Origin of the sequence: Synechococcales cyanobacterium CNB (genome assembly GCA_030263455.1) — a bacterium.
GTDB lineage: Bacteria > Planctomycetota > Phycisphaerae > Phycisphaerales > UBA1924 > CAADGN01.
The window spans coordinates 67,731-87,659 of record SZOZ01000008.1 but is presented as its reverse complement, the minus strand read 5'-3'; the positions used below and the strand labels follow the sequence as shown (position 1 = coordinate 87,659).

The 19,929-nt window shown below is 68.4% G+C and carries 9 protein-coding genes and 1 tRNA gene; 4 read left to right on the top strand and 6 right to left on the bottom strand.

Annotated features, from left to right (window positions below; all coding sequences use genetic code 11):
* Window positions 1–71 precede the first annotated feature (71 nt).
* The 3 genes from infB to fliM all read right to left on the bottom strand — a co-directional run bounded on the left by infB (window position 72) and on the right by fliM (window position 5,733).
* Entirely contained in the window at window positions 72–2,870 is a 2,799-nt protein-coding gene (gene infB, locus FBT69_09190; protein ID MDL1904967.1) for a translation initiation factor IF-2, read from the bottom strand.
* A gap of 39 nt (window positions 2,871–2,909) precedes the next feature.
* Entirely contained in the window at window positions 2,910–4,337 is a 1,428-nt protein-coding gene (gene nusA, locus FBT69_09185; protein ID MDL1904966.1) for a transcription termination/antitermination protein NusA, read from the bottom strand.
* A 382-nt stretch (window positions 4,338–4,719) separates the two neighbouring features.
* Window positions 4,720–5,733, bottom strand: a complete 1,014-nt coding sequence (fliM, locus tag FBT69_09180) for a flagellar motor switch protein FliM (protein ID MDL1904965.1) — start codon at window positions 5,731–5,733, stop codon at window positions 4,720–4,722.
* Window positions 5,734–5,876: 143 nt separating this feature from the next.
* Between fliM and FBT69_09175 the strand changes: the two genes are divergently transcribed.
* The 4 genes from FBT69_09175 to FBT69_09160 all read left to right on the top strand — a co-directional run bounded on the left by FBT69_09175 (window position 5,877) and on the right by FBT69_09160 (window position 14,335).
* Window positions 5,877–7,787, top strand: a complete 1,911-nt coding sequence (locus FBT69_09175; GenBank protein MDL1904964.1) for a hypothetical protein — start codon at window positions 5,877–5,879, stop codon at window positions 7,785–7,787.
* A 78-nt stretch (window positions 7,788–7,865) separates the two neighbouring features.
* Window positions 7,866–7,937 (top strand) — tRNA-Gly (locus FBT69_09170).
* Window positions 7,938–7,988: 51 nt separating this feature from the next.
* The gene (locus tag FBT69_09165; protein ID MDL1904963.1) at window positions 7,989–11,921 is read left to right on the top strand and encodes a peptidase S41; all 3,933 of its coding nucleotides are present in this window, start codon (window positions 7,989–7,991) and stop codon (window positions 11,919–11,921) included.
* Between the two features lie 197 nt (window positions 11,922–12,118).
* Window positions 12,119–14,335 carry a copper resistance protein NlpE gene (locus tag FBT69_09160; GenBank protein MDL1904962.1) on the top strand — a complete coding sequence of 739 codons (2,217 nt, stop codon included), beginning with the start codon at window positions 12,119–12,121 and terminating at the stop codon, window positions 14,333–14,335.
* An 83-nt stretch (window positions 14,336–14,418) separates the two neighbouring features.
* Here the strand turns inward: FBT69_09160 and FBT69_09155 are convergent, their stop codons facing one another.
* From FBT69_09155 to ileS, 3 genes are all read right to left on the bottom strand, one after another.
* Window positions 14,419–15,858 carry a sigma-54-dependent Fis family transcriptional regulator gene (locus FBT69_09155; protein ID MDL1904961.1) on the bottom strand — a complete coding sequence of 480 codons (1,440 nt, stop codon included), beginning with the start codon at window positions 15,856–15,858 and terminating at the stop codon, window positions 14,419–14,421.
* Window positions 15,859–15,868: 10 nt separating this feature from the next.
* Entirely contained in the window at window positions 15,869–16,765 is an 897-nt protein-coding gene (locus tag FBT69_09150) for a HAMP domain-containing histidine kinase (GenBank protein ID MDL1904960.1), read from the bottom strand.
* A 150-nt stretch (window positions 16,766–16,915) separates the two neighbouring features.
* On the bottom strand, window positions 16,916–19,927 hold the full coding sequence (ileS, locus tag FBT69_09145; GenBank protein MDL1904959.1) for an isoleucine--tRNA ligase: 3,012 nt from the start codon (window positions 19,925–19,927) through the stop codon (window positions 16,916–16,918).
* Window positions 19,928–19,929 lie beyond the last annotated feature (2 nt).

Here is a 19,929-nt window from a genome sequence, read left to right as displayed (position 1 = left end):
CCCGGTCCGCGAACGCCCCGCGTCCCGGTCCCAATCCGTGACTCCGTCACTCCCTCACTTCGTCACGCCTTCTACAGCGTCCTCTTGACCTCCACGTTCTTGTAGCACTCGAGCACGTCGCCCTCCTTGATGTCGTCGTACCCGTCGATCTTCATGCCGCACTCCATGCCCGCGCGGACCTCCTTGGCGTCGTCCTTGAACCGCTTGAGCTGCGAGAGTCTGCGGTCGTTCTCGATCACGACGCCGTTGCGCGTAACACGGACCAGCGCGTCGCGCTCCACCACCCCGTCGGTGACGTAGCACCCCGCGATCGCACCCACACGCGAGACCTTGAACACCTGGCGCACCTCGGCGTGCCCCAGGATGTCCTGGCGCAGCTCCGGCTCCAGCATGCCCTCCGCCGCCTTGCGCACGTCCTCCGTGATGTGGTAGATCACCTGGTACGTGCGGATCTCGACGCTCTTGGCGTCCGCCAGCGCGCGCGCCTTCGACGACGGGATGACGTTGAACCCGATGATGACCGCACGAGACGCGTCCGCCAGCAGCACGTCGCTCTCCGTGATGCCGCCCACGGCCGCGTGCAGCACGCGAATCTTCACCTCCGCCGTCGAGACCTTCTCGATCTCGTTCCGCAGCACGTCCACCGAACCCTGCACGTCCGCCTTCAGGACGATCAGGATCTCCTTGACCTCGCTCTCCGCCATCTGGCCGAACAGGCTGTCCAGCGTGACCTTCGGCTGCGCCAACTGCTGCTCGCGGTCGCGCTGCTTGCGCTGCTCGGCCGCGTCCTGCGCCTGCTTGAGCGACGACACGCAGTAGAAGGCGTCCCCCGCGTCCGGGAGCTCGTCCAGCCCCGAAATCTGCACCGGCATCGGCGGCTGCGCGTCCCTCAGACGCCGACCGCGGTCGTCCGTGATGTCGCGCACGCGACCGAACGCGCGACCGGCCACCACGAAGTCGCCGACCTTCAGCTCGCCGTCGCGCACCAGCACGCTCGCCACAGGCCCCCGGCCCTCGAGCACGCGCGCCTCGATGACCGTCCCCCGCGCAGGGCCGCCGAAGTCCGCCTTCAGTTCGAGCAACTGCGACTGGTAATCCAGCACTTCGAGCAGGTCCTGCACGCCCTTGCCCGTCGTCGCGCTCGTCCGCACGACCTCCGTGTCCCCGCCCCATTCCGTCGGGTTCAGCCCGTGCTCCGCCAGCTGCCCGAGGATGCGGTGGATGTTCGCGTCCGTCGCCTCCGGCTTGTCGATCTTGTTCAGCGCGACCACGATCGGCACGCCCGCCGCCTTCGCGTGGTTGATCGACTCCACCGTCTGCGGCATCACCCCGTCGTCCGCAGCGACCACCAGCACAGCGATGTCCGTCACGTTCGCTCCACGGGCACGCATCTCCGTGAACGCCTCGTGGCCGGGCGTGTCGATGAAGACGATCTGCTTCTCCTCATCGCCGACATGCACCGGCACGCGGAACGCGCTCGTCGCCTGCGTGATGCCCCCCGCCTCGCCCGCCGCCACGTTCGTCTTGCGAATCCGGTCCAGCAGGCTCGTCTTGCCGTGGTCCACGTGCCCGAGGATCGTGACGACCGGGCCGCGCGGTCGCTCGTCCACCATCTCGCGGCCCTCGAACGCCGCGGAGACCTTCTCCTCCGCCGACTTCGACTCGACGACCTCGAGCTCGATGTCGTAGTCGATCATGATCTCCTGGGCGCGCTCGGTATCGATCCCCGAGTTGATCGTCGCCATGATGCCCTGCAGGAAGAGCTTCTTGACGATCTCCGCAGCCTTCACGCCCGTCGCCGCCGAGAGATCCTTGATCGTGAACGGGGCCGCGATCCGGACCTTCCCCCCCATCTCCGCCGGCGTCGCAGGCCGATCCCCCGCCTGCGTCTGCCCGCGAAGCTTCGCCTGCTGACGCCGCTGTTTCAGGTAGCCGCCCGATCGCTGCAACCGCGCCTCGCGCTCGGCCAGATCCGCCTCGGTGAAGTGGCCGGGGCCGGGACGCCACTCGTCCGAGTCCGTCTTTCGCCGGGGCTGCTGGGGCGCCGCGGTCGCGGGACGTGCCTTGGACGCCCGGTCGCCGCGCCGACGAGGGCTGCGCGTCCGATCGTCCATCACGTCGCCCGCCATCGGGCCGGGAACGCCGCGACCGCCCATCGGCGGCCCGGTGCGCGGGCTTCGCGGACGCGGCGCCTCGATCGCTTCCGGAGCCTCGATGCGCACGACCTTCGGACCCGCCAGCTTCACGCGCGCAGGATCCTGCAACTGCGGACCCGCGGGCTTCACCACCTTCGGACGGTCGGGCACGTTCTGCGGCGCGGGCACGACCGGCGCTGGCGGCGCAGGGGGCGCCGGCGGCGCGGACGTCGATGCCGCGGGGCGCGCCGCCTCGGACGGCGGCGCGGGCGCCTCCGCCGGAGCGGCCGCCCTCTCCACCACCGTGGGGGGGGGGACGACCGCTCGCGCAGGCGCCTCCGGCGCGGCGGGCGCGGGCCTCGGAAGCGCACGGGCACGCGGCGCTTCCGGCGCGGCCGGAACGCTCGGCTCCAGCGTCGCCGTCGTCGAGTCCGATACATCCCCGGAGGAGGCGTCGTCCGAGCCGTCCGACTTCCGCGAACGACGCCGCGGCTTGGCGCGCACCTTGTCCAAGTCCACGCGGTCCGTCGTTTCGACCGCGGTCGCCGCCTCCCCGGCGGTGAACCACTCACGGATCGTCGCCTCAAGCCCGGCCGACACCGTGGACATGTGGTTCTTGATGACCTCCTCGGGGATCCCCTCCGCGCGGCACTTCGCCACGATCGCCTTGGAGTTGATGTCGAGGTCCTTCGCAATTTCGAATACGCGTCTGGCCAATCGTCGCTCCACTCGCACAGGCTCGCCGGGTCCGGCGGCGTGTGTCCCTTCGTCGGGTCAGTCCTTCTTGTCTCCCCCCAGGATGTCCGCCGCGCGCTCGTCCGCCGCCGCGCTCGTCGCGCCGGCACCGCCCGACGAGCCGCCATCGCTCCCGCCGCCGCTCGCCCCGCGCGTGCCGATCCCCAGGATCGCCGCCGCCGCAAGCTCCGGATCGACGGCGCCCTCCTCCGTCGTCGGCAGCCCCTCCCCGCTGAGCAGACGCCGCGCCGCCTCTTCCTCCTCCTTGCGGCGCGCCTCCGCTTCCTCCTTCTCGCGCTGCTGCTGCTCGGCGACGATCTTCGCACGCGCCGACGCCGCCTCCACCACCGCAGACGCCACCGACTCGTCCAGTTCAAGCTCCGTCGCCAGCACCTCCGCGCCGACCTCCTCGACGTCGAACACGCTCACGATGCCCAGCGCGGCCAGCCGGTCCACGTGCTCCTCCGTCACGCCCTCGATGCCCAGCAGCGTCTCGGACATGATCTCAAGGCCCTTGTTGAACTCCTCGGGCGTCAGGATGTCCACGTCCCAGCCCGTCAGCCGCGCCGCGAGGCGAACGTTCTGCCCGCGCTTGCCGATCGCAAGGCTCAGCTGGTCGTCGCGCACCACCACCGTCGCCCGCCCCAGCTCGAAGCACAGGCTGATCTCCTGCACTTCCGCCGGCTTCAGCGAGTTCTGGATCAGGATCTGGCTCGACTCGTTCCACCGGATGATGTCGATCTTCTCGCCGTTCAGCTCGTCAACGATGTTCTTGATCCTGCTCCCGCGCACGCCCACGCACGCGCCCACCGCGTCAACCTTCGAGTCGATCGAACTCACCGCGATCTTCGTCCGGTACCCGGCCTCGCGCGCCATCGCCTTGATCTCGATGATCCGTTCCGCGACCTCGGGCACTTCAACCTCGAAGAGACGCTTGATGAAGTCCGGGTGCGCCCGGCTCAGCACGATCTTCACCTGGTTGCCCGCGTCGCGAACGTCCAGGATCAGGCAACGCACCCGGTCCCCAGGCTGGAACTGCTCGCCCGGAATCTGCTCGCTCCGGGGCATGAACGCCTCCGCCCGGTCGACCGTCACCACCAGAGCGCCGCCCTCGTAACGCTGCGCCACGCCCGTGGCGATCTCCCCCACACGCTTCGAGAACTCCTCCAGGATGCTGTTGCGCTCGTCCTCCCGGAATCGCTGGATCATCACCTGCTTGAACGTCTGCGCCGCGATGCGACCGAACGCCTCCGGAGGCATCTCCAGCGGCTGACCGTGCCGGTAGATCTGAATCTGACCCGAGAGAGGGTCCACCGAGCACGTGAACTCTTCCGTGTCGAGCGTGTTGAAGTACCGCCGCGCCGCCGAGACCATCGCCGCCTCGAGGTCCGCGATCAGCAGCTGCCGGTCGATGTTGCGATCCCGCGAGATCGAATCGATGATCCGCATCATTTCCTGCGTGTTCATGCCGTCCTGCTCCGAGTTGTCGGGTTGTCTGGTTGTCCTGTCGGCCCGCTCGCGGGGCGTTCGTTCCTGAAAAAGCACGAGGGCCACGAGCGCCCGCGCGCAGGTGGCCCCGCCGTCACGCCTCGCCGGCCTTCCGCGCCGTCGGGGCGTCCGCCATGGCGCTCCGGGCTAACCCATCGGAGCGTCCTCCTGTCCCCGCCCCGTCAGGGGCAGGGCGCGCGCCGGACGAGCGCAGCCGTGCTTCGTCCGATCAGCGGCCATGGTCGGCGAGTACCTGCATACCACGTCACTCCCGGGGCGTACCTCCGCCCGAGACCAAACCTACCCACAACTGTAGAGACACCGCGACCCCCCGGTCAACCCCCGACCGGAGCATCCCCGCTTACACCCGGTCGTCGCGGGAGATCGCCCGAACCACGCGCAGCGCCCGCGAGCCGCGGTACTGCCCGACCTCCGCCGTGAACTTCCGCTCGTGCCCCACCCACAGCACCGCCGGCCGAGTGGCTTCCGTCTCCGTCACGATCACGTCCCCGGGAGCCATGTACGCCAGGTCGCGCAGCGTGATGGTCGTCTCCGCGAGGATCGCCCGGAGGTCCAGGCTCGCGTGCCCAAGCCCGCGAGCAAGCCGACGCTCGATCTCCTCCGAACGCTGGTTCTTCGCCACGCTGAACCAGCTCTGAGAACTCAGCTGCTCCACCACCGGCTCGATCACGTTGTACGGAATGCAAAGGTTCATCGTTCCCGCGCGGTTCGAGGTCTTCAACTCGAACACGATCACCACCACCACCTCATTCGGCGGCACGATCTGCACAAGCTGGGGGTTGCTCTCCGTCGCGCTCACCTCGAACTGCAGTTCCTTCACGCCCGACCACGCCTCCGACAGCGCGGCCAACGCACGCCGGATCACGTTCCCGATCAGCCGCGTCTCGATCAGCGTCATCGGCCGTTGCGGTACGAACAGGTCCTGGCTCGTCCCTCCCAGCAGACGGTCGATGATCGGGTAAATGATCAGCGGGCTGACCTCGAGGCACATCTGCCCCTCCAGCGCGCTCGTCTGGATCAGGTTGAAGCTCGTCGGGTTCGGAAGCCCGGAGATGAACTCCGAGTACGTCATCTGCTCGCAGTCCGCGACTCGGACCTCCACGATCGTCCGCAGGAAGCCCGACAGCGACGCCCCGAAGTTCCGTGCGAACCCTTCGTGCAGCGTCTGCAAGGCACGCATCTGGTCCTTGCTCACACGCTCAGGACGCTTGAAGTCGTACGGCCTGATCTCCGGCGGCGCGTCCCGATGCTTCCGGCTGAAGACCCGAACCTCCGCCTGCTGCGTTTCGCTCTCGTCCGGCTCCGCCGCCGCGAGCAGGGCATCGATCTCGCTCTGGTCCAGCACGTTCGCCATGGAGCCGTGTTCCGACAGGCCCCCCGCGCACGAACACCCCGTGCCCGCCGGGCCACGCCCGACTATCGGCCCCGGGGACCGATCCGCTTGAAGCAGCCGCCCGCTCTGAAACCCCGAACCCCCTCCCGACCTTTAATCAAACGATGCCACACCTCTTCCGCCTCACGTTTCCCCTGCTGCTGATGCTCTGGCTCGCTCCGCTCTCCGACCTCGCCGCACAGCCCCTGGGCGGCGACAAGGTGACCGTCCGGGTCGTCCCCGCCGTGTCCGCCGCCGAGCCGGGCGCCAGGTTTGCCGTCGCCGTCGTCATCGACCACGCCCCGGGCTGGCACACCCACACGAACGCCCCCGTCGTGCCCGCATCATGGGCCGGCTTTGTTCCCATCCCGACCACCATCGACCTCAAGCCCTCCCCGGGCCTCTCCGTCGGTCCGATCCAGTGGCCCGAAGTCCACGAGATTCGCATCGATCTTGCCGGCACGGGCCGACCCGAGCCGTACCCCGTCTTCGAGGGCACGGCCGTCGCCTTCATCCCGGTTGAGATCGACGAGTCCGCGAGCGGCGAAGTCTCGCTCGCCATCGAAGTCGAACTCCAGGCCTGTGACGACGTCGGATGCCTCATCCCCGAGATCTACCCGTTCGAGGTCCGCATCCCCATCGCCGCGGGCGAACCCACGGATACCGCGCTCTTCACCGCCTTCGATGCCTCCGTCTTCGCCGACCGCGACCGCTGGGGTGCGCAACCCCCATCACCGCCCCCGGGTCCTTCGGGGCGGTCCTTCTTCGGCATCACGCTCCCGAGCGCGGACGGCGCGGCCGGCGTCGCCATCGTCGCGCTCCTCGCGGCGGTGGGGGGCTTCATCCTCAACCTCACCCCCTGCGTCCTGCCCGTCATCCCCATCAAGGTGCTCACCATCAGCCAGCACGCCGGCTCGCCCGGCCGTTCGCTCGCGCTCGGCCTGTGGATGGCCCTCGGCGTCATCGCGTTCTGGGTCGGAATCGGCCTCCCCATGGCCCTCTTCGCCAGCGTCACAGACCCCTCACGCATCTTCGGGGTCTGGTGGGTTACGCTCGGCATCGGCCTGCTCATCGGCGCGATGGGCGTCGGCATCATGGGCGCGTTCTCCATCAACCTGCCCAGGTCCGTCTACGCCATCAACCCCAAGGCCGACTCGGCCTGGGGATCGTTCGTCTTCGGTGTCATGACCGCCGTGCTCGGCCTGCCCTGCTTCGGGTTCGTTGCCGGCGCGCTCCTGGCCGGCGCGGCCGCGCTGCCGCCGGGCGTCGTCATGGTCATCTTCACCGCGCTCGGCGTCGGCATGGCTTCCCCCTACCTCGTGCTCTCAGCCAACCCGAAACTCCTCGCCCGCGTCCCACGCACAGGCCCAGCGAGCGAACTCGTCAAGCAGGTCATGGGCCTGCTGCTCCTCGCCGCCGCCGCCTACTTCGTCGGCTCGGGGCTCCTCGCCATCCTGAGCGAACGACCGGGCGGCCTGCTCGCCCTCCCCTGGTATGTCCGTGTCCTCCACTGGTGGGTGATCGCCGCGTTCGTCCTCGTCGCTGCCGCTTGGCTGCTGCGACGAACCTTCGCCATCACCGCCAGCCCGGGCAGGCGAGGAGCGTTCTCGGCCATCGCCCTGGCTCTCGCGGGTTCGAGCGTCTTTGTCGCGGTGGACATGTCCGCCAAGGCACGCGACAACTTCTGGGTGGCGTTCGATCCTCAACTCTGGGCCGAGACTCGCACCTCGGGCCGCGTGGTCGTCATTGACTTCACCGCCGAGTGGTGCCTCAACTGCAAGGCCCTCAAGGCCGCCGTCCTCAACCGCGAGCCGGTGAAAAGCCGCCTCCGAGCGGCTGGCGTCCTTCCCTTGACCGCGGACCTCACCAGCACCTCCGCGCCGGGCTGGACGACCCTCCGCGACCTCGGCCAGACCGGCATCCCACTGCTCGTGATCGACGGTCCGGGCCTCTCCGAGCCGTGGCTCTCCAACGCCTACACAGCCCAGCAGGTCATGGAGACGCTCGATCGGGCGTCCCGGCCGCCCCAGCGCTGAGGCTCCTCCTGTTTGACTCCCCCCACCCCGGCGCGTACTTTCAGCGTGTCCTCCGGGACGCGATCCGGGGACAGGGGCGCGGGTGTAGCTCAGTGGTAGAGCGTCACGTTGCCAACGTGAAAGTCGAGGGTTCGAGTCCCTTCACCCGCTCTTGAGAACGACCCCCGGTCACGCGCCGGGGGTTGTGCGCTTCCGGGCGGGATGCGCGACGGAAGGAGCGTTGCGGCGCATCCCCTCCCCTTTCACGTGGGTTCAGTTCTCGTTGCAACTGCGCCCGCCTCCCTCGGAAGAAGCCATACCACGCGGGGTCCGTGGCCCCGAGTTCGACGATCCAGCCAGGAGTCCACCATGCACCGCCGTTCACTCGCTGTCCGTGCCGCGCTCTGCCTTTTCCTTCCGCTCGTCGCCGGCACGGTCTCGGCCGCCTCCGACGACATCAAGCCCCACGCAGGCATGCTCCGCTACCCAGACGTCAGCGCGACACACATCGCCTTCGTTTACGCCAACGACATCTGGATCGTCCCACGCGCCGGCGGACAGGCGACACCACTCGCCAGCCCGCCGGGACAGGAAGGTTTCCCACGCTTCAATGCCGACGGCACCACCATCGCCTTCATCGGCAACTACGACGGCAACCGCGATCTCTACACCGTCCCCGTTACCGGCGGCATCCCCACCCGCGTCACCCACCACCCCGCAGGCGAGTTCCTCTGCGACTGGACCCCGGACGGCAAACTCCTCTTCTCCAGCAACGCTCTCGCCGGACTCGGCCGACAGACCCAGCTCTTCGTTACCTCCCCCTCCGGCGGCCTGCCCGAGCAACTCCCCGTCCCCTACGGCACCAACGCCGCCATCAGCCCGGACGGCAAGTGGCTCGCCTACACCCCGCACTCCATCGACTTCCGCACCTGGAAGCGGTACCGCGGCGGGATGCAGACCGACATCTGGCTCTTCAACCTCGAGACCTACGAGTGGAAGCAGGCAACCGACTGGGAAGGCACCGACACCTCCCCCATGTGGCACGGTGAGACGCTCTACTACCTCTCCGACCAGGGGCCGGAGCACCGACAGAACATCTGGTCCTACGACCAGAAGACCGGAAAACGCGAGCAGATCACCAAGCACGCCGATTACGACGTCAAGTTTCCCTCCATCGGTCCCGGCGAACGCAACCGCGGTGAGATCGTCTACCAGCTCGGCTCCTCGCTCATGCTCCTCGACCTGCGCACGGGACGCTCGCGCGCGGTCGAGGTCGTCATCCCCGGCGATCGCCCCCGCCTGCGCCCGCAGATGATCGACGCCGGACGAAACATGGGCGCATGGGCCGTCTCTCCCACCGGCAAACGCGCCGTGATGGAAGCACGCGGCGACATCTGGACCGTCCCCGCCGAGAAAGGCCCCGTCCGCCAACTCACAGACACCTCCGGCGCCGCCGAGCGCAGCCCCGCCTGGAGCCCCGACGGCCGCTGGATCGCCTACTTCTCCGACGCCTCGGGCGAGTACGAACTCTGGGTCCGACAGTCCGACGGCAAGGACGAGCCGCGCCAGGTCACCAAGGGCAACAAGACCTTCTTCTTCCGCGCCCTCTGGTCGCCGGACTCGAAGAAGATCATCGTCACCGACAAGGCTGCCAACATCATCCTTGTCGACGCCGAAACCGGCGAGCAGCGCGTCCTCGACCGCGACGAGTGGGCGAACCAGCCCGGCATCGACTGGTCGCACGACTCGAACTGGATCACCTACGCCAAGACCGACGCTGACTCCGGCACCCGCTCGATCTGGCTGTACGACCTCAAGAACGACACGAAACACCAGGTCACCAGCGGCTTCTTCGACGACTCCAACCCCGTCTTCAGCAAGAAGGGCGACTTCCTCTACTACTCCTCCAGCCGGGACTTCTCCAACCCGCAGTACGAGGACGTCGGCACGACCTTCGTCTACGCCGACACCGGCAGGCTCCTCGCCGTTCCCCTGAACAAGGACGTCAAGAACCCGCGCCTCGTCGAGAGCGACGAGGAGACCTGGAAGAAGGACGACAAGAAGGAAGATAAGAAGGACGACGCCAAGAAGGACAACGGGGAGAAGAAGGACAACGGCGACGCCGACGGCAAGAAGGACGAAAACGGCGAGAACGGCGACGACGCCGCCAGGAAGCAGGACGCCGCCGCCGTCAGCCCTATCCACGGCGTCTGGAAGGGCACCGTCAAGGGACTCAGCAAGATCGGAGCGCCGCAGGACGAGGTCGAGTTCACGATGACGATCATCGTCGCCGCCGACGGCTCCATCACCGGCTCCAGCAGTTCGATGGGCCAGACCAACGACTACGATGCCGTCACCTTCGACGAGGCAACCGGCAAGTTCACCGCCACCCGCGCACGCGACGGCATGACGACAAAGATGGAGGGCACACTCGCCGGCGACAAGCTCGCCGGCACTTGGGAAGTCCCCGAACTCGGCATCAATGGCACCTGGGAGGCCACGAAGACCGACGAGAAGCCGCCCGCCGACGCCGTCAAGGCCGCCGACGACAAGGACAAGCCCCTCGTTATCGACCTCGACGGGTTCGAAGGCCGCGCCATGCAACTCCCCGTCTCCTCCGGACGCTTCTTCGGCCTCGCGTCCAACGACAAGGGCGAACTCCTCTACGTCCGGGCCGGCGGACGCGGTACCCCCCCCTCGATCAAGATCTTCGACGTCCGCGACGAAAAGGCAGAGGAAAAGACCGTCATCGCCGGCGCCGGCGGTTACGCCGTCTCCGCCGACGGCAAGAAACTCCTCATCAACCAGAACAACCGCTTCGGAATCGTCGACGCCCGCGCGGGGCAATCCATCTCCAAGCCCCTCGCCACGGAACTCATGAAGCAGGTCAACCCCCGCGAGGAGTGGGAGCAGCTCTTCACCGACGCCTGGCGCCGACACCGCGACTTCTTCTACGTCCAGAACCTCCACAACGTGGACTGGGACGCCATCTACAAGCAGTACCACGCCATGCTGCAGGACGCCGCGAATCGCGAGGACGTCAGCTACATCATCTCTGAGATGATCTCCGAACTCAACGTCGGCCACGCCTACTACTGGGGCGGCGACGTCGAGGGGCAGCCCAGCGCCAACGTCGGACTCCTCGGCGTGGACTTCGAACTCGCCACCGCCACCGCCGACGACGGCACAGCACGCTCCGCCTATCGCATCAAGAGAATCCACGAGGGCGCGCCCTGGGACTCCGACGCACGGGGCCCACTCAGCCAGCCCGGGATCGACGCCAAACCCGGAACCTGGCTCCTCGCCGTCAACGGACGACCCATCGATACGTCGAAGGACCCCTGGGCGGCATTCATCGGACTCGCCGGCAAGCACACCACACTCACCCTCGCCGACAACCTCTTCGGCGACGATGAAGCCCGCAAGGAACGCGAGGTCACCATCACACCCATCGGCTCAGAAGCCAACCTCCGGTTCCGCTCCTGGATCGAGGCCAACCGCCGCTACGTCGACGAACGCACCAGCGGAAAGGTCGGATACATCTACGTCCCCAACACCGGAGTCGATGGACAGAACGAACTCTTCCGCCAGTTCTACGGCCAGACCGGCAAGGCAGCGCTCATCATCGACGAACGATGGAACGGCGGCGGGCAGATCCCCACACGCTTCATCGAACTCCTCAACCGCCCCCGCACCAACTACTGGGCTCGCCGAGACGGCAAGGACTGGCCCTGGCCGCCCGACTCCCACCAGGGGCCGAAGTGCATGCTCATCAACGGGCTGGCCGGCTCCGGCGGCGACATGTTCCCCTGGCTCTTCCGACACAACGGACTCGGCAAACTCATCGGCACTCGCACCTGGGGCGGACTCGTCGGCATCTCCGGCGTGCCCGGACTCATCGACGGCGGATACACCGCGGTCCCCACCTTCGGCTTCTACGAGACCGACGGCACTTGGGGTGTCGAAGGCCACGGGGTTGACCCCGACATCGAGGTCGTCGACGACCCCTCCCTCATGGCACGCGGCCACGACCCACAACTCGACGCCGCAATCGATCTCATGCTCCAGTCCGTCGAGACCAACCCCTACCGTCCGGCCCCCCGACCCGCAGACCCCGACCGTCGCGGCATGGGGCTGCCCGACTCGGACAAGTAGACCGACCTCAACCAATCATTCCCAGTGGGGCGGGCGCCTTGCCCGCCCCGTTTTTCATCGGTACGCCGCCATCCGCTTGGCGGCCACAACGCCGTGCGGTACACTGCATCAGTGCGTGGGGTCCGCGCAAGCCGCGAGAGGCCCCGACGCCCGCGCCCAGCCCCGGGCCGCGAGCAACCCCCAGAGGGAGTCCTGCGATGCCGAAGCCCCCGCGTGCCCTCAAGCCGTGCGCACACGCCGCCGAGCCGCGCCCGTTCCTTGAGCATCTCGAACAACGGGTGGTGCTCGCCGCCCCGTGGAATCTCGCCGGCGTCGGGCTGTACATGGAAGGCGGCCCCACCGTCTACTTTGCCGAGGCCGTCATGCAGGAAGACGGGTCCCTCACCGGCAGTCGCTTCGACTCCGGCGACGCAGGCCCGCTCCCCGCCGTCCCGATCGACTTCGCTTCCGTCACCGACCGCCCCAACGGTGGCATCCGGATCGGATTCGTCGACGCCTTCACCCCCTACGACGACCAGACCGGCGCACGCTTCCTCGAAGAAAACGGCTACCCCCTCGGCTGGTTCTTCGGGCGCGATTCCGGCGGCGCACGCACCGAACTCACCTTCGCCGTGCAACGTCCCACCTCCGCCACCACCAGCGACATCGTCGGGTCGTGGTTCTTCCAGTCGCTGACCGTGAGCTTCGACGCAGAACGCGCCTTCGTCCACGGCGGAACCGCCAGCATCGGCCCGGGCGCAATCGTCGTCACCCTCACCGGCTCCCCCGGCACCCCCCCCGTCGCCGAGTCACACGCCATCGTCAGCACAGGCGCGATGGGACGATTCAACCTCGTGCGCGGGCTCGAAGATTCCGTGCTCTACATGAGCGCGGACGGTTCCGTCATCATCTGGTCCGACGCAGACGCCGCGGATGGCGACATCGCCATCGGCATCGGCGTCCGCGGCGCGCCCTCGCCCACCGCAGCCGGCGTCGCCGGCCTCTACCGACTCACGCTCACCGACATCGACGACGACGGCCTCGCCTTCGAGCCTGCCGACCTCGCCCTCACACTCAACCAGAACGGAACATTCTCCGCCATCGACCTCCTCGACTTCGAGGGTGGCGGCTCCGACCCCGCCTTCACCGGCACATGGTCCATCTCGGGAACCACCCTCCGCCTCACGCTCGGCAACGGAGATGTCTACCAGTTCATCATCTCCGACAACGACTCCACCCTCCTCGCCACCGACGTCATCTTCCAGAGCGGCGACTTCCGCAAACTTCTCGGCGTCGGCACCCGCGTCGTCGCCGAGCCTCTTCCCCCCCTTGAATCCCTTATCGCCCTCGGCATCCTCAACGCCGACGGCGACCCCATCGCCTACGACCTCCGCCCCGACGGCGACTGGCGCGTCGTCGATCTCATCGCGCGCGCGAACGGCCCGGTGCCCACCGCAACCGCCGACGTCGAGGCCTGGGTCGATCCGATCTCCCAGCGACTCTTCGCCGCCACCTCGACGCCCCAGGGCGTCTACGTCTACACCCGCAACGAAGCCAACGAATGGACCGCACGCAACCTCACCCAGGAACTCGCGCCCGCCACGCGCATCCCCGGCGATCTCACCGTCTTCGCCGACCTCGACGGCCGCGTCTACGTCGCAGGCATCGACACCGGCGGCAACATGGTGCTCTACAAGAACATGGGCCGGGACTCGCAGGGCATCGAAATCTGGTCCTTCGAGAACCTCGTCACCACGCAACTCTCACCCAAGAACATCCCCATGCCCGCCATCGTCGGACCGCTCATCTCCTACGTGACCTCATGGAACGGCCTCAACATCGCCGGGCTGGACGCGAGCGGCAACATCTGGTCCGTCTGGTCCGGTGACGGCGGACTCGTCTGGTACGCAAACAACCTCAGCACCATCACCGGCGCCCCGCCCATGGCCAGCGGACTCACCGCCTACCTCACCTCATGGGACGGCATCAACATCGCCGGACTCAACGCCGCGGGGCAGCTCGTCGTCACCTGGTGGGTGCCGCAGTTCGTCGGCGACTGGGAGACCGACAACCTCACCGACATCGCCGGCGGTCCCACGCTCGACGGGGGTACCGTCACCAGCTACGTCGCACCATGGGGCGGCCTCAACGTCGCCGGACTCGACACCGGCGGCGAACTCGTCATCTACTGGTGGTCCCCGGAACTCGAACAGAACGGCCAGACCTGGCAGACCGCCGACATGACCTCCGACCTTCCCGCCGAGCAGCCCCGACCCAACTCACAACTCACCAGCCGCGTCACCGACCTCGAAGGCGGCCAACTCAACGTCTTCGGCGTCGACTCCACCACAAACGACCTCATCCGCCTCCGCTTCAGCGCGGACAACCCCGCGTGGGCCATCCAGAACGTCTCCGAAGACGCCATCCCCGATTGATCGTGCTCGGATGAACTCCGCGCTCTCCGTGCCCCTCCGCGAACTCCGCGTTCTCTCCCGGTCAGTCCGCCTGCATCGTCCGTTCACGCCGCCTCTTCCCCCGCGTCGATCCCCAGCGCCTTCATCTTCTTGTACAGCGTCGTCCGGTTGATCTTCAGGTCGTCCGCCGTCTTCTGTCGGTTCCAGTTGTTCGCCTCCAGCGCGCGCAGGATGATCCGCCGCTCCGGCTCCCGCAGCGCTTCCTCCAGCGCCATCGGCCTCCACTCGCCCTCGTCGCGCTCGGTGCCGCCCGTCGTCAGCCGCGCCAGCACACCCGCGTCCGACTCCCCCGTCACATGCGGCGGCAGGTCTTCGAGAAGAATCGTCTGCCCCTTCGTCAGCACCACCGCACGCTGGATCACGTTCTCCAGTTCACGCACGTTGCCGGGGAACGGGTACCGCCGCAGCGCGTCCATCGCCTCGCCGCTGATCCCCGCGATCTGACGGCCCGCCTCGGCCGCGTACCGCTCCAGGAACTTCTCCGCCAGCATCGGCACGTCGCCCACGCGTTCACGCAGCGGTGGCAACTCGATCTTCACCACGTTGATCCGGTAGTACAGGTCTTGCCGGAACTGCCCCCGAGCCACCAGGTCCTCCAGCGGCTGGTTGCTCGCCAGCACCACCCGCGCGTCGACCTCGACCGTCTTCGTCGAGCCGACCGGCTCGAAGCGGCGCTCCTGCAGCACGCGCAGCAGCTTCAACTGCATCCCGGGGCTGGCGCTGTTGATCTCGTCCAGGAAGATCGTCCCGCCGTCAGCCGCCAGGAACCGACCCGCCTTGTCCGCGTGCGCTCCCGTGAACGCCCCCTTCACGTGCCCGAACAGCTCGCTCTCCAGCAGCGTCTCCGGGATCGACCCGCACGACAGCTCCACGAACGGCCCATCGCGCCGCGGCGAGCGGTGATGGATCGCGTGCGCGATCAGGCTCTTCCCCGTCCCGCTCTCGCCCGTCATCAGCACCGTCGTTCGCGTCGGCGCGACCGCCTCGACCAGCTCGAAGATGCGCCGCATCCGGTGGTCGCCGCCGATGATTCCGTCCAGGCTGTACCGCCCGTCAAGCTGCCGCCGCAGCCGCTGGTTCTCGGCCATCAACGCCTGCTGGCGCAGCGCCCGTTCCAGTGCGACGCGAAGCTCCTCGTCCACCACCGGCTTCGTCAGGTAGTCCACCGCGCCGACGCGCAACGCTTCGACAGCCGTCTCGACGTTCGCGTAGCCCGTGAGCATCACGACCGCTGTCCCAGGCCGCTCGCGCACGATCCGCCTCAGCAGCTCGATCCCGCTCATCCCAGGCAGCGATACGTCGCAGATCACCACCCGGAAGGCGTCGCCCTCGTCCTCGGCCGCCTCCAGCGCGGCCAGCGCCTCGACGCCGTTGAACGCCGTCGCCGCGCCGTGCCCCTCCCCGCGCATGAACTCTGCCAGCGACTCCGCGACGATCGGGTCGTCATCAACGATCAGCACCCGTGCCCCGGGTCGCTCGTTCATTGCTTCTCGATCACCCCGCACGCCGTCTGTCCTCCGCCCGCACGATCCATCGCACATCGAGCGCAGCGCCGGGCCTTGCGGGGTCCGGCAGGTCCGTACGCTGTCGCAACTCGATCGCGCCGTCCGGCAGTTCCCGCACCACGCTCCGACTGAGCGACAGCCCGATCCCGCGCCCGCCGGGCTTGGTCGTGAACCCGTGCCGGAACAGCCCCTCGCCCTTGCTCGTCGGCAGGCCGGGGCCGTCGTCCAGGATCAGCACGCACGCACGACCCGCCGGGCTGACCGACGCATGGACCTCGACGCACCCGCCCGGCTTGCCCTCCGCGCTCGGTCGGCACGCCGCGATCGCCTCCACCGCGTTCCGAAGACCGTTCAGCACGATCGGGTACACCGGCCCCGACCCGGCGGTTTCCGCGCCCGCGTCCAGCCGCAGATCAATGGTGACGCCCAGGTCGTCCGCGTCGGGACGCACCACGTCCGCCGCGTGCCGGATCGCCTCGGCGAGCGTCACGGGCCTGCCCGGCCCGAACGTCCGCGAGCCGATCAGCCCCGGCGTGCCGCGCATCGCCGCGTGCACGAGGTCCGCCATGCGCTCCAGCGAGCCGCGCACCGTGTCCAGACGCTTCCGCGCGTCATCGACCGCCCCCCCCTCCGCGTCGCCGAGCGACCGCTCCGCCTGCAGCAGCGTGCGCATCGAGCCGTCAAGCAGGTTGCCCAGCTCGTGCGCCAGCGCCTCAAGCCGTTCCACCACCGGCGGCGAGTCCTCCGGGTCCGCACGCCGGAACTTCGTTCCTTCCGCGCGAGCGGACGGCGTGGGGTGTGCCGCGTCACCGGGGCGGGGCGGCTGTTCGGGGCGGGGCAACTCAGGCCCCGACTCAGAAAAGTTCCTCTCCATGCGGCGTTTCATCGACACGCCGACGCCGCGCCTCAAGCCCGGCGTTGCCGATCCGCCACGTCATCACGAACCCGGCAGCGATCCCGTTGCAATGCCGCAACCGCGGCTATCGGACCACGCTGCGAGTCCAGACCGTCAGGCAGCGGTTTCTCACGCCGCGGATCAGGACACGCCCACCGCCTCCGCGTCCCGGTCCGAGAGCATCCCACCATCGCTCCGCTGGCGCACCGTGCCGTCCCTCTTCCACGACCGCTCGCATCTCGGCTCGGACCGCAGGTCATGCACGATCGGCGCTCGCGCCTTCGGGTCGAGCGATACCCGGCTGACACCGAGCAGGTCCGCCAGGTCGCGTGCGTCGAACGCCGCCAGATCGCCGTCCGGATCGGGCAGCGTCACGCCGGCGTCCAGCGGGTTGTCGACGCCGAGTTCGGCCTTGGCACGCTCGACGACCGCGAGCGCGGCCTCGCGTGCCGCCATCACCCTCGCCCACCGCGGATCGCACGCCAACTCCCCTTCAGCAGTGCCCCCGAACGTCTCAAGATGCACGCACTTCTCCGCATCCCCGGCGCCCGCCCCGTGCAACGCGCGCCACGCCTCGTCCGCCGTGTGGCACAGGATCGGCGCGACCAGACGGCATAACCCATCCGTGATCCGCCACAGCGCGGCCTGCGTCGATCGCCGCCTCGCCGAGTCCGGCTTGTCGCAGTAAAGCCGATCCTTCACCGCCGCTAGGTACACCGCGCTCAGCGAGTCGTTGCAGAAGTCGTAGACAGCCAGGTGCGCCGTGCGGAAGTCGTACCGCTCATAAGCCGCGATGACGCGACGCTCCACGTCGCCGTATTCCGACAGCGCCCAGGCGTCCAGCCCGAGCGGGTCCGGCGTCCCGGCCGCCTTCGCCCGCTCCGCCGTGAAGTCATACAGGTTGCTCAGCATGAAACGCAGCGTGTTCCGCACCTTGCGATAACTCTCCCCGGCGAGCCGGAAGAACTCGTCGTCCGTCTTCATGTCCTGCTCGTACGCCAGCGACGACGCCCACCACCGCACCACGTCCGCCCCGTACAACTTGAACAGGTCCTCGACGCTGTGCCCCTTGCTCTTGCTCAGCTTCCGACCGTCCTTGTCCACCATGAAACCGTGCGTCAGGATCGCCTTGTACGGCGGACCGCCCGTCGCCCCCAGCGCGGCCAGCAGCGACGACTGGAACCAGCCCCGGTGCTGGTCCGACCCTTCGAGATACAACTCCACCGGCACCGCGTCGCGCCCCTCACGCTCCCGCATCACCCCGTTCCACGTCGAGCCGGACTCGAACCACACGTCCAGGATGTCCGGCCCCTTGCGCGCCGTGCGCAGCGCGGCCGGGTCACGCCGCACGGACTCCGGCGCATCGGGATCGCTCGCCGCGTCGTAATGGCGCAGCAACTCCGCCGGCCCGCTCGTGAACCACGCGTCGCTCCCCTTCTCACGCACCAGTTTCGCCACGGCACGCACGCTCGCCGCCGTCAGCAGCGCCGAGCCGTCCTCGAGGAAGAACGCCGGGATCGGCAGACCCCACGATCGCTGTCGGCTGATGCACCAGTCCGGACGCGATTCGAGCATCCCCCGCATCCGGTTGCGGCCCCACTCGGGGACGAACGCCACCGACGCCGCAGTCGCGTCCAGCGCGAGTTGGCGCAGCGTGCGACCCTCGCGGCGCGTCGGCACGTCCACGCCCACGAACCACTGCTCCGTGCACCGGAAGATGACCGGCGTCTTGCTCCGCCAGTCGTGCGGATACGAGTGTGTGATCCGTTCCATGTGGAACAGGCGCGCGTTCGTGCGCAGATTCGCGGTGATGAGGTCGTTCGCCTTCCAGATATCAACGCCGCGCAGCCAGTCGGGCACGGTCTCGTCGTACGTCCCGTCGTGCCGCACGGGGCAGTAGACGGGCAGCCCCTCGCGCCTGCCGGTGGCGAAGTCCTCCGCCCCGTGCCCGGGGGCCGTGTGGACGAGGCCCGTGCCGTCATCGAGCGTCACGTACTCGGCCGGGACGATGGTGTACACGGCGGGCGTGACACCCGGAATCGCGGCCTCGATCGGGCGCCTGTAGCGCAGGCCGAGCAGCCTCTCGCCAGTCGCCGTCGCCAGCGTGCGCACGCTCTTCGCCTTCGCTGCCTTCGTCACCCGCTCGACGAGCGCGGCCGCGGTCACCGTCGTCCGCCCGTCCACCTCCACCAGCGCATACTCGAACCGAGGATGCACCGCGATCGCCAGGTTCGCCGGCAGCGTCCAGGGCGTGGTCGTCCAGATCATGAACCCGACCGAACCCGCCGCGGGCGTCGCAAGCCCGAACGCCTTGAAGACAGCCGCGCCGTCCTCCGCCTCGAAGTCCACGTAGATCGACGGGTCCACCCGGTCCTCGTACTCGAGTTCCGCCTCCGCCAGCGCGGTCTCGTTGGCGATGCTCCAGTGCACCGGCTTCAGCGCGCGGTACACCAGCCCCTGCTCCACCAGGTCCGCCAGCACCTCCAGCGTCGCCCCCTCGAACGCCGGGTCCATCGTCAGGTACGGCCGCTCGTAATCCGCCAGAGTCAGCAGCCGCACCATCTGCCCGGACTGGAGCTTGATGAACCTCTCGGCGTGCGCCCGGCAGTCGCGACGCACCGCGATCTTGCGACGGTCGTCGTCTAGTTCCGCCAGCTTCGCCGACTTGCCGCTCTCCACCAGGCTCGTCATCACCTGGTGCTCGATCGGCAGCCCGTGGCAGTCCCACCCCGGTACGTACGGCACGTCCAGCCCCATCATGGAGCGCGACCGCACCACGAAATCCTTGAGCGACTTGTTCAGGATGTGCCCGAGGTGCAGCGAACCGTTCGCATAGGGAGGGCCGTCGTGGAAGTGCCAGCGACGCCGCCCCTCGGCCGCCGCACGCTCGCGCAACCGGCGGTACAGCCCCATCGCCGTCCAACGACGGATGGACTCAGGCTCGTTCTGCACCAGGTTCGCCTTCATCGCAAAGGCCGTCTGCGGCAGGTTCAGCGTCTGGCGATAGCCGGGCTTGGCGTCGGGCGTGGTCGATCCGGTCATGGGCGTCGCTCGCGGGAGTGGGGGACGGACAGAGGGAGCATGGTATGGGGCGGGGCACGCAGACAACACCACGGGTCCACGCGGACCCATGGGGGTCACACCCGCGGGCATGC